Origin of the sequence: Streptomyces sp. NPDC007162 (genome assembly GCF_040634175.1) — a bacterium.
GTDB lineage: Bacteria > Actinomycetota > Actinomycetes > Streptomycetales > Streptomycetaceae > Streptomyces.
Window position 1 is genome coordinate 1 of the sequence record NZ_JBEYFC010000316.1, and the last position, 10,553, is coordinate 10,553.

General features: G+C 69.9%; 9 protein-coding genes and 1 pseudogene. 5 read left to right on the forward strand and 5 right to left on the reverse strand.

The window, feature by feature from the left end:
- Positions 1-703, reverse strand: a 703-nt coding sequence (locus tag ABZ646_RS30010; protein ID WP_360525551.1) for a hypothetical protein, incomplete at its 3' end; no start/stop codon positions are given.
- Entirely contained in the window at positions 700-1,335 is a 636-nt protein-coding gene (locus ABZ646_RS30015; RefSeq protein WP_360525554.1) for an ABC transporter ATP-binding protein, read from the reverse strand. The genes ABZ646_RS30015 and ABZ646_RS30010, both read right to left, overlap by 4 nt.
- 341 nt (positions 1,336-1,676) lie before the next feature.
- Between ABZ646_RS30015 and ABZ646_RS30020 the strand changes: the two genes are divergently transcribed.
- The 3 genes from ABZ646_RS30020 (at position 1,677) to ABZ646_RS30030 (ending at position 5,369) form a co-directional block, all read left to right on the forward strand.
- A complete protein-coding gene (locus tag ABZ646_RS30020; RefSeq protein ID WP_360525557.1) occupies positions 1,677-2,831 on the forward strand; it encodes an NAD(P)/FAD-dependent oxidoreductase in 1,155 nt (384 codons plus the stop codon).
- A gap of 562 nt (positions 2,832-3,393) precedes the next feature.
- Entirely contained in the window at positions 3,394-4,878 is a 1,485-nt protein-coding gene (locus ABZ646_RS30025; RefSeq protein WP_360525560.1) for a GAF domain-containing SpoIIE family protein phosphatase, read from the forward strand.
- Positions 4,878-5,369 (forward strand): STAS domain-containing protein, encoded by a 492-nt coding sequence (locus tag ABZ646_RS30030; protein ID WP_360525563.1) that lies wholly within the window; start codon positions 4,878-4,880, stop codon positions 5,367-5,369. The genes ABZ646_RS30025 and ABZ646_RS30030 overlap by 1 nt, the downstream gene beginning before the upstream one ends.
- 335 nt (positions 5,370-5,704) lie before the next feature.
- Here ABZ646_RS30030 and ABZ646_RS30035 read toward each other — a convergent pair whose 3' ends face one another.
- A complete protein-coding gene (locus tag ABZ646_RS30035) occupies positions 5,705-6,037 on the reverse strand; it encodes a hypothetical protein (protein WP_360525566.1) in 333 nt (110 codons plus the stop codon).
- A gap of 110 nt (positions 6,038-6,147) precedes the next feature.
- Entirely contained in the window at positions 6,148-8,361 is a 2,214-nt protein-coding gene (gene tkt / locus ABZ646_RS30040; RefSeq protein ID WP_360525569.1) for a transketolase, read from the reverse strand.
- Positions 8,362-8,618: 257 nt separating this feature from the next.
- Here tkt and ABZ646_RS30045 point away from each other — a divergent pair.
- Positions 8,619-9,168, forward strand: a pseudogene (locus ABZ646_RS30045) (hemerythrin domain-containing protein).
- Positions 9,169-9,226: 58 nt separating this feature from the next.
- Here the strand turns inward: ABZ646_RS30045 and ABZ646_RS30050 are convergent.
- Complete coding sequence (locus tag ABZ646_RS30050; RefSeq protein ID WP_360525575.1) at positions 9,227-9,763, reverse strand: GNAT family N-acetyltransferase; 537 nt, start codon at positions 9,761-9,763, stop codon at positions 9,227-9,229.
- A 168-nt stretch (positions 9,764-9,931) separates the two neighbouring features.
- On the opposite strand from ABZ646_RS30050, the gene ABZ646_RS30055 reads away from it, so the two are divergent.
- Positions 9,932-10,276 carry a type II toxin-antitoxin system PemK/MazF family toxin gene (locus ABZ646_RS30055; RefSeq protein WP_360525572.1) on the forward strand — a complete coding sequence of 115 codons (345 nt, stop codon included), beginning with the start codon at positions 9,932-9,934 and terminating at the stop codon, positions 10,274-10,276.
- Positions 10,277-10,553 lie beyond the last annotated feature (277 nt).

The window sequence follows — 10,553 nt, forward strand, 5'->3', positions numbered from 1 at the left end:
CCCCGGCCCAGGTCAGTGTGAGCAGGTCGTAGGACCAGGGGATGTGCGGGGTGAGAGCTGAGCTCAGCGCCAGCTGGGTCACGCCGTACAGGGGAAGCGCGGACACGCCCGCCACATCCATGAGCGTGTTGAAGACGGGATTCTGCAGGCCGGTGTCGACCAGGCTGAGCATGATGATGAGGAAGAAGCCCTCCAACTCGCCGCGGACGAGGGAGCCGAGCAGAAGGCCGATGCCGCCATAGGCGAGGCCGGCGCCCGCGAGGGCCAGCGCCAGGGGTGCCGCGTGGCGAACGGGCAGGGAGATGCACAGCAGGATCGTGGTGTAGAAGGCCAGCGCGGCGGCGGTGAGGGCGATGGCAGCGAGCTTCGCCATCAACATCGGCAGCCGGGGATAGCCGGCCAGCAGCAGACGGCGGTCCAACTGCCGGGACAGAAAGGTCTCGGTGAATGTGATGAAGCCCGCGACCATGGTGACTGCACCCAGCGCACTGGCCACCTGCCCCACCTGGCCGGCCGGGGCGGAGACAGGGGCGCTGATGGTGTCCAGCGAGATGCGCACCACTTGGTCGGAGGTGCACAGGCGTGCCACGGTGATCCAGACGGGGATGAACGCGACCGCCAGAACGAGGGCCAGCCGGTTGCGCAGGTGGCCCAGCAGAGTGCAGCGCAGCAGTTGGGTGAATGCCGTCCAGGAGAGCCTCATCGGACGGTCTCCTCGAAGTGCAGACGGCCCTGGCGCAGGTGAGCGATCGCGTCGAAGTGGTGCAGGTCGTGCAGCAGGTGAGACACCACGATGATCGACCGGCCTCGATCACGCAGGTCGGCGGCCAGGGTCCAGAACCGCTGATGGGTGTCCCAGTCGAAGCCCTGGTAGGGCTCGTCCAGGACAAGCAGCTGAGGATCGTGCATGAGAGCGATCAGCAGGTTCAGCTTCTGCCGTGTTCCACCGCTGAGTTCGCCGACCTGCTGTCGTCGGCAGTCGCTCAGTGCCAGCAGTTCCATCAGCTCGTCGGCACGTTCCAGGGTCGGCAGCCGGTAGGCCGTCCGGAACAGCCGCAGATGCTGTCCGACGGTGAATGCGTCGTTCAACACCGCCCGTTGCGGGCAGTACCCCACTGCCCCGGTCCGTGTCACCGTTCCGCGGTCGGGTGCGAGGTGTCCTACGGCGACCTCAAGCAGAGTGCTCTTCCCCGCGCCGTTCTCGCCTACGACTCCGACCAGCGTCCCGGCGGCCACGTCGAGGTCCACGTCGCGCAGGACCTGCCTGCGGCCGTACGCCTTGCAGACTCCGCTGATCAGCAGCCGTGGCCGGTGTCGCGTGATTACTGCCTGCACATGAGCCCCTTGAAAGATCGGTGGAGCGAGCCGGCCCGCAGGAAAGCCCGCCACGGTGGCGGGGTCCGCGCAGGCTCACGTCCGTCGGCCTGCCCGGCTCATGACGGCTCAGCCGGGTCCGGCCCGGACGTGCCGGCCCGGACGGTCCGGACCGGGCGTGCCGGGCCCGTCGTGCGGGGCGGCGCGCTGCCGCCCGATGCCCAACGACTGCATACCGGCCGGTGTAACGGCGCTGGCTCGATGTTCCACACCCGCCAGTCAGGCGTGACGTGCGCCGCGGTCTGCCGTTGTAGTGATCGATGCCCCCGACACCACAGCGAGACTTCAGCGCTCCCACGATTGTGATCGGAGCCGGCCCCCACGGCCTGGCGGCCGCCGCGCTACTGAAACGCTTCGACGTACCGACCGTGATCCTCGAACGGTCGGACCGCGTAGGAGCCAGCTGGGCGCAGCGATACGACCACCTGCGCCTGCACACCACCCTCGGCACCTCGAAACTCCCCGGCCTGCCCGTACCGCGCCAGGCCGGCCCGTGGGTGAGCCGCGACGACTACGTGCGCTACCTGGAGAGCTACGCCGCCCACCACCGGCTCAACGTCCGGCTGACCACCCCGGTACTGCGCATCCAGCGCGCCGAGCCAGGCTCGGGTCCCCGCTGGCTGGTCCACACCCCGGACGGCCCCATCCCCACCGACGCGGTCGTGGTTGCCACCGGCCGCTGCCACGCCCCGAACGTCCCCCACTGGCCCGGGCGTTCGTCCTACACCGGCACGCTGCTGCACTCGGCCCGCTACCGCTCTCCGGCGCCCTACCGCGGGCAACACGTCCTGGTAGTCGGCACCGGCAACAGCGGTACCGAGATCGCCGCCGTCCTCGCCGGGGCCGGAGCCGCACGGGTACAGATCTCAGTCCGTACTCCGCCCAACATCCTGCCCCGCGCCAGCGCCCGATGGCACGCGGTCGGCCGGCTGACGGAAGCCCTCCCGCTGGCGTGGCGCGACCGCAGCTCCCTGCTCACGCAACGTGTCGCGGTACCCGACCTGACCTCGCGGGGACTGCCACGGCCCCGCACGGGCCTGTACACCCGTAACGCCCGCGAGGGGGTCAACCCGGTGCTTGACCACGGCTTCGTGAATGCCGTGCGGTCCGGGCGGGTCGAACCGGTCCCGGCCGTCCAGGCATTCGACGGGCCCGACGTGGTACTGGCCGACGGCACCCTACTGCGGCCCGACACGGTCATCGCCGCCACCGGGTACCGGACCAACCTCCACGACCTGGTGGGATCCCTCGGCGTACTCGACGAGGACGGACTCCCCCTCGTCGCAGGCGCGGAAACCCATCCCGAAGCCCCGCGCCTGTATTTCGCCGGCTACACCAATCCCCTCACGGGGGTTCTCCGCCAGGCGGGCATCGAGGCGCGCGCCATCGCCCACGCGGTCCACCGTGAGAAGGCCCGACCGACCCTTCTCGCCCCTCGGCGGCATGCTCCGAGCTGACGGCGTTTCGGAAGCCTGACCCTTCAGCGCTTGCCCCTGCAGGGCGATTGGACGCCACGGTGACAAACATGGATGTTACGGCGGGGAGCAGCGCAGACGATCGAGCCGGCCCGCTCGTGCCGCGTCGGTTCGGTGGCGGAGTGAGGGGAGCGGCCTGCGCGACGTGCTGTCCCGCACGCGTGCGGGTGAGGCACCTTCATGCACCCCGGATTCGGGCCGCTGTTCGATGGCCGCTGATGCGAGCATGTTCTTCATAAGGGCCTGTCGAGCGTCTCTCGCCCCATGGACCCACGGCCCGGCCGCAGCCCGGTCAGCTCTGACCAGCGACGCACCGCCCCCTCGCCAGCGGTCGGCACAGTGTGATCAGGACACCGCGGTCAGCACTCACCTGAGTCAGACCCCGCCGTAGGGCCCTCCCACCAACGCTGACCCGGCACATCGCACGGCAGACCGCGACCGGGGCCCGTCCGACGGCGGCATTGGCGTTCGGGCGTGTGGTCGATTTAGGCTGCGTCGGATCGTGCCGTTCACGGCGACAGCCCATCGACGGAGAGGAAAGCCGATGATGCAGCAGGCGTCGGCCACCGACCCGGCTCCCGGGCGCCGCCCCGAGCTGGTCCCCGACCCCGATGCGGAGGCGGCCCGGATCGCGGCGGTGCGCCGCTACGACATCCTCGACACTCCGCCCGACGGGGCGTTCGACCGGGTGGCGGCGATGGCTGCCCGGCTCTTCGACGTGCCGGTGGCAACCGTCACGATCGTGGACACCGACCGCATCTGGTTCAAGGCCGCCCACGGCCTGGAAGGTGTCGCGGAGATCGGCCGTGATCCGGGCCTGTGCGGCTCGGCGATCCTGCGTGATGACACGATGGTCATCCCCGACACCCTCAAGGACCCCGTCGCGGCAGACAATCCGCTGGTCGCCGGGGAGATGGGGGTGCGCTTTTACGCCGCCGCACCGATCATCACCCCCGACGGGCACAAGCTGGGAACGGTCAACGTCCTCGACACCCGGCCGCGCTCGATCACCGAGGAGGACACCGCCACCCTGGCCGATCTCGCCGCGATCGTGCTGGACGAGATGGAGCTGCGGCTGTCGGCGCTGCGCGCACTGCGCGACGAGCAGGCCCGCCGGGAAGCGGAGAGGCGGCACGCCGAAGCGGAGCGGGCGCGGGCCGAGGCGGAACGGGCGGCGCGGGAGAAGGCGGAGCAGGACAAGGCCGCCATCGCTGCGTTCGCCTCCACCCTCCAGCGCACCCTGCTGCCCCCGGCCCTTCCCGTGGTGCCGGGCCTGGAGCTGGCCTGCCACTACCGCACCGCCTCCGCCCACGACGTGGGCGGCGACTTCTACGACGTCTTCCCCCTCGACGGCGGCCGGTGGGCGTTCTTCCTCGGTGACGTGTGCGGCAAAGGCCCCGAGGCGGCGACCGTCACCGCCCTGGCCCGCCACACCCTGCGCGCCGCGGCCCAGATCGACGCCGACCCCGTCACCGTGCTGAGCGCGCTCAACACCATGCTGCTCACCGACGTCACCGCCGGCCGCCGCTTCTGCACCGTCGTCTTCGGCCTCCTGGAGCCCCGGGAGGACGGCGGCTTCACCGTCACCCTCGCCACCGGCGGCCACCCGCCGGCCTACCACGTACGCCCCGACGACAGCGGCGCCGTCTGGGTGCGGGCCGTACGCCCCAAGGGCGGGATGCTCGTCGGCGCCTTTCCCCAGGCGCCCTTCGCCCAGACCACGTTCTCCCTAACGGCCGGGGAAAGTCTGTTCCTCTACACCGACGGGCTGACCGAGGCCCGCACCGCCGATGGCGCCATGCTCGGGGACGACGGCCTGACCGGCTTCCTCCACCAGCGCACCGGGCCCGTCACCGCCACCTCCCTGGTCGAGGACGGCATCACCCTGCTGGCCTCGCTGCCCGACGGAGCCGGCGACGACGTGGCGCTGCTGGCCCTGTCCGTTCCCCACCCTCACACCATGCCCGACGGCAGTGTCGCTGCCACCGCCCACACCGCCGCCGCGCCCGAACACTTCGGCCAGGAGTGATGACCGACGTGACCGACACGCTGCAGCTGACCGTCCAGCAACCCCGTCCCGGCCTCGCGATCGCCACGGTCGCCGGGGACGTGGACATGCGCACCGCGGAGACCCTGCGCCGCGACGCCTCGATGATCATCGAGCAGGGGTCTCCGCACCTGGTTCTGGACCTGTCACAGGTCGGTTTTTGCGACTCCGCCGGTCTGAGCGCGCTCATCGGTCTCTGGCACGTCGCCCAGGCGGTGGGCGGTGCGATCAGACTCGCCGCCGTCCCCGACCGCTTGATGCGGATGCTCGTCCTCACCGGTGTCGACACGATCCTGCCGGTCCATGTCACCACGAGCGAAGCAGTCACCATCATGATCGCCGACAATTCCACCAGCGCGGTGCCGCAGGGCTCCGTCGACCGTGTGGCCACCGCCGGCGGGGCTGGTGCGCCGGCCGAAGGGGAACACACGGCCTGCGACGGCGCTCGTAACCCCTCCGCGAACTTGAACTGATCGCGCGGACGCGCCACGACGGAGCGTCCGTACCAGCGATCGAGTCCGGCGCTCCCACCGCAGTACCCCCGCGCTGGCTGTCCCGTTCCCCGTGTGCCGCGGCGGCCCGCGAGCGATAGGCAGCAGCGGCGCCTTGGAGACGCAACCGGCGTTCTTCTTCCTCAGGTGATGTGGAAGAGATACCGCGCATAGCCGGGAGCCGGTTGCCCGGCGGACGTCCGGGCGACAGTCAGACTCACGTGGGGCCTCCGTTGAAAGGTGACGGTTGGGGACGCGCAAGGCGATGCCTTGCATGTTCGGGTGCGCGGCGGCAGGCGTTGCCCCGTGGAGTGTGATCAGTGGTTGGGCAGACGCGTGGCCCTCAGGCCGTCGAGGGGGTACTCACGCGGCAGATGAGCCGGGGCCAGCACGGTGATCGGCCGGGACGTGCCCGCGGCGAGGAACTGGTCGCCCACTGAGTTCAGGTAGGTCTTGCCGTCCTGAGCGATGACGTCGACGCCGGATGCTTCGGCTTTCGCGCCCTTGACCGTGGGCAGGTCGGAGGAGATGCGGAGCTTCCTGACGTCCTGCGCCGTGCCGCTGTCCGTGCTGCCGGCGGTGAAGGTCTCAGACGCAAAGAAGGAGATCTCCAGCGGCAGTAACCAGCAGGTGATCAGCGAGGCCCGCAAGGACCTGCCCGTCCTGCAGGCCCACGTGAAGCTCGCCGAACAAACCCAGTCGCAACTCTGCTGACGACCCCTGCACAAGGTCGAAACCTCACCGGTGCGGGGATGAAGATCTACGGGAGGTCGCCAGTACCGCCTTCGGTGGGTGCTGACGTGTGCTGTTGGCCGCCGGGGCGGACGGTGCGCTGGGCGTCGCTGATGCTGTCACGGGCAGCGGCGGCGACCGCTTCGGGAGTGATGCCGAACTCGGTGTAGAGGCGCTGGTAGTTGGCGGAGGCGCCGTAGTGTTCCAGGCTGACGACTTGCCCGGCGTCGCCGATGATCTCGCGCCATCCCTGTGCCACAGCGGCTTCGACGCTGACTCGGGCCCGGACGGAGGGTGGCAGGACCGAGTCCTGGTAGCTCTGCGGCTGGGCGGCGAACCACTCCCGGCACGGCATCGACACCACCCGCACCGCGAGGTTCTCCGCGGCCAGCAGGGTGCGGGCCTCAAGGGCGATGTGGACCTCGGAGCCGGTGGCCACCAGGATCACCTCGGGTGCTCCGTCGACGGCGTCCGCCAGGACGTAACCGCCCCGGGCCGCTTCCCGGGCCGGGGCGTATTCGCCGTTGCCGCGGTCCAGGACGGGCAGGTTCTGTCGCGACAGGATCAGGCCGGCGGGCCGGTCGGTGTGCTCCAGGATGGTCTGCCAGCAGGCGGTGGTCTCGTTGGCGTCGGCGGGCCGCACGACGTCGAGGCCGGGGATGGCGCGGAGCGCGGCGAGCTGTTCGACGGGTTGGTGGGTGGGACCGTCCTCGCCCAGGCCGATGGAGTCGTGGGTCCAGATGTAGGTCGCGGGCAGCTGCATCAGGGCGGCCAGGCGTACGGCGGGGCGCATGTAGTCGGAGAAGGTCAGGAAGGTGCCGCCGTAGGGGCGTGTCAGGCTCTGCAGGGCGATGCCGTTGAGGATCGCGCCCATGGCGTGCTCGCGGATTCCGAAGTGCAGGGTCCGCCCGTAGGGGCCGCCCTTCCAGTCCTTGGTCTGGCGATCGGCGGGAAGGAAGGACGGCTCGCCGTCCATGGTGGTGTTGTTGCTTCCGGCCAGGTCGGCCGATCCTCCCCACAGCTCCGGCAGGACCGGCGCGAGCGCACTGAGGACCTCGCCGGAAGCGGCCCGGGGGGCCATTCCCTTGGTATCGGCAGGGAAGACGGGCAGCGCGTCGGTCCAGCCGTCGGGCAGTTCCTGCTTCCGCAGCCGGTCCAGCAGCGCGGCGCGCTCCGGATTGGCCTCCTGCCAGGCCGTGAACGTCTCGTCCCATGCCGCGTGCGCCTGCCGGCCGCGCTCAGCCGCCTGCCGGGTACGGGCCAGGACCTCGTCCTCGACGGTGAAGTGTGCGCCGGGGTCGAAGCCCAGCAGTTTCTTCGTGGCGGCGACCTCGTCCTCGCCCAGCGCGGAGCCATGGGCCTTGCCGGTGTTCTGCTTGTTCGGGGCAGGCCACCCGATCAGGGTGCGCAGCATGATCAGCGACGGGCGGCCGGTCTCCTCCCTCGCGGCCCGTGTGGCGGCCAGCAGCGCGTCGACGTCCTCGACGTAACTGCCCGTGCCGGTCCAGTCGACGGTCTGCACGTGCCAGCCGTAGGCGGCGAAGCGGGCGGGTACGTCCTCGCTGAAGGCGACGTCGGTGTCGTCCTCGATGGAGATGTGGTTGGAGTCGTAGAAGACAGTGAGGTCGCCGAGTTGCTGGTGGCCGGCCAGGGAGGCGGCCTCGCTGGCGACGCCCTCCATCAGGTCGCCGTCGGAGGCGATGACGTAGACGTGGTGGTCGAAGGGGCTGGTGCCCGGCTCCGCGTCGGGGTCCAGCAGTCCGCGTTCGCGGCGGGCCGACATGGCCATGCCGACCGCACTGGCCAGGCCCTGGCCCAGCGGTCCGGTGGTGATCTCCACTCCGCGGGTGTGCCGGTGCTCGGGGTGGCCGGGAGTGGCGGAGCCCCAGGTCCGGTACGCCTCCAGGTCCGACAGCTCCAGGCCGTAGCCAGCCAGGTAGAGCTGGATGTACAGGGTCAGGCTGGAGTGCCCGCAGGACAGCACGAACCGGTCCCGTCCCAGCCACTGGTCGTCTTCCGGGTCGTGCCGCATGACGTTCTGGAACAGCAGGTAGGCCAGAGGTGCGAGGCTCATCGCGGTGCCAGGGTGCCCGTTGCCGACCTTCTGCACCGCGTCGGCCGCCAGCAGCCGTACAGTGTCCACCGCCCGCACGTCGACCTCGTCCCAGCCTGCCTGCTCCGCTACCGGGAGCGCCAAGGACCTGTCGCGTCCTGCAATGCCGTCGGGCTGTTCACTCGCCATGCCGTTGCTCCTTCGTCAAGCCGGGCCCTCTGCTTCAGCCGTGCTCTGCTTCGGGACAGCAGCACACGCCCCCTCGACGACGTGTGGACCCGGGTCAGAACAGGCGTACCCCACAGACGGCATTCCATCGCAGTGCCGCCCACTGGGTGCCACGCGGTGAGCGGATGCGCCGAATGCCCGCCCGGTTTGCGGGCGCGGGGCCGTGGACACACGGTCGAGGCATTCCGGACGGCGCAGCGTGAAAGAAGGGAACGCCCATGGGACACGGCGGGGACGTCATCGCGGAACTGACCACCGACCACCGCGAGGTCGAGGAGCTGTTCGGCCCTGAGCCCGGGGGACAAGCAGCGCAAGAAGTACGCCGACCAGGCCGTGATCGAGCTGGTGCGGCACTCGGTCGCCGAGGAGGCGTACCTCTACCCGGCCGTGCGCGAGTTCCTGTCCGACGGTGACACGGTCGCCGACAAGGAGATCGAGGACCACGCCGAGGCCGAACGGACGATGAAGGCGCTCGAAGCCGTCGGTGCCGACGATCCGGAGTTCGACCGGCTCATCGGTGAGCTGATGACCGAGATCCGCAGCCACGTCCGCGACGAGGAGGACAACCTCTTCCCCCGGCTGCGGTCGGCGGCCTCCGAAGAGGAGCTGATGAAGCTGGGTGACAAGGTCCGCCAGGCCAAGAAGACGGCGCCCACCCGGCCGCACCCGTCGGCTCCTGACACCCCGCCGGCCAACAAGCTGCTGGCCCCCGGCACGGGCATGGTGGACCGGATCAGGGACGCCCTGACGGGGCGCGGCAAGGACTGACGGCGCACGGCGTCCGCCCGGAACGCCGCGCTGCGCGGCTTTTGCTACAGGGGGTCCGTCACATAGGGAGTGAGGACAGCCGTACTGGCCCTGAGGGCCACCGGGCGTCGTCGCGCAGGGGCGTCACCATGGTCCGCAGCGGCATGGTCACGAGGCGGCCTTCGGGTTGTTCGACGAGTACGTCTTTGTGGAGCGGGTGCCATCCGAGGCGCTGGTAGAGCGACACGAGGGGAGGCCGGCAGAAGAGGAGTGCGTGTTGAGGACCCATCGTTCGGGCGTGCTCCAGGGCAGCTGTGACGACGAGGCGAGCGAGGCCCTGACCTTGCATGCCGGGTGAGACGGCCACCCCGCCGACGCCCACCACCTCTGTCTCGGCGTCGCCGATCGCAACAGGCAGTCGCAGCAGGCCGGCGTGTGCCACGAGGCGGCCGTCGTGCCGGATGCCGAAGTGCTCTTCTTTCGGCAGCCAGGTCAAACCGGCCCAGGCGATACCGAAGGGATCATCGCTGATGCCAAGGATCTCCTCCTGGTCCGCCTTCGTGTACTCAGCGAGCCGCACCACAGTCGGTGCCACAGTGGATCGGTTCTCAGTCATTCCCACATGATGATCTCTCCGCCGAGCACTGGCCTAGGGCTGTGAGCGCGCAGGTTCACCGGGTTCGCTGGCCGCTGCGACCGCTGGACTGGTTGGATTACGGTCGGCAATGAGGTGTTCGGTCCGGGGCGTGCAAGGTTCCCCCGCGATCCTGCGTCGGGAGGGCACATGCAGCGCGGTGAGGTCTGGTTGGCGGACTTTGACGAGCGGCGGCCGGTGGTACTGCTGTCAGGAGACGAAGCGTCCGGGTTCCGAGCGATGCAGGTCGTCGCTCCTGCGGGGACCGAGATCAGCGGTGTGGCCGTCGAAGTGGCAGTGGGGGCGCCCGAGGGACTGCCTGTCGAGGGCGTCCTTCGAGTGGCGCTGCCACGTCCCGGTCTTGTCCCATGCACTTGGCTGGTCACGCTGGCCCAGGAAGATCTGACCGAGCAGGTGGGAGTCTTGTCGTCAGCGAAGCTCGGCGAGATCGAGGACGCCCTCCGTGCCGGTGGACTCGAGCAGGCGGCGCGCTAGGCTGCTTGATCAGGCAACGAGCGGGGGCGGCTTCCCCAGCGAAGGCCCTTCTCGGCGTGCAGGGCCCGGGTCTGCATCGTGTGGTTCGGATGATGCGTGTTAGCCAGGGTGAACTGCCGCAGCGGCCCGAAGCGGGCCTCGACGCAAGCCCCCAAGTGTTGTCTCGGCGACGGGTGAAAACGGACCGCTGAACGGCGGATCAACGGTGACCCACCTCGCGATCGTCTGATCATCCTGATCTTCATTGAGGGGTCAGGAGGAGAGGGTGATTTCCGTG

What these genes read in the sequence shown, in the direction of transcription:
- ABZ646_RS30025 (WP_360525560.1), top strand. Translation starts at nt 3,394, where the DNA reads ATGATGCAGCAGGCGTCGGCCACCGACCCGGCTCCCGGGCGCCGCCCC.
- ABZ646_RS30030 (WP_360525563.1), top strand. Translation starts at nt 4,878, where the DNA reads ATGACCGACGTGACCGACACGCTGCAGCTGACCGTCCAGCAACCCCGT.
- tkt (WP_360525569.1), bottom strand. Translation starts at nt 8,361, where the DNA reads ATGGCGAGTGAACAGCCCGACGGCATTGCAGGACGCGACAGGTCCTTG.
- ABZ646_RS30050 (WP_360525575.1), bottom strand. Translation starts at nt 9,763, where the DNA reads ATGACTGAGAACCGATCCACTGTGGCACCGACTGTGGTGCGGCTCGCT.
- ABZ646_RS30055 (WP_360525572.1), top strand. Translation starts at nt 9,932, where the DNA reads ATGCAGCGCGGTGAGGTCTGGTTGGCGGACTTTGACGAGCGGCGGCCG.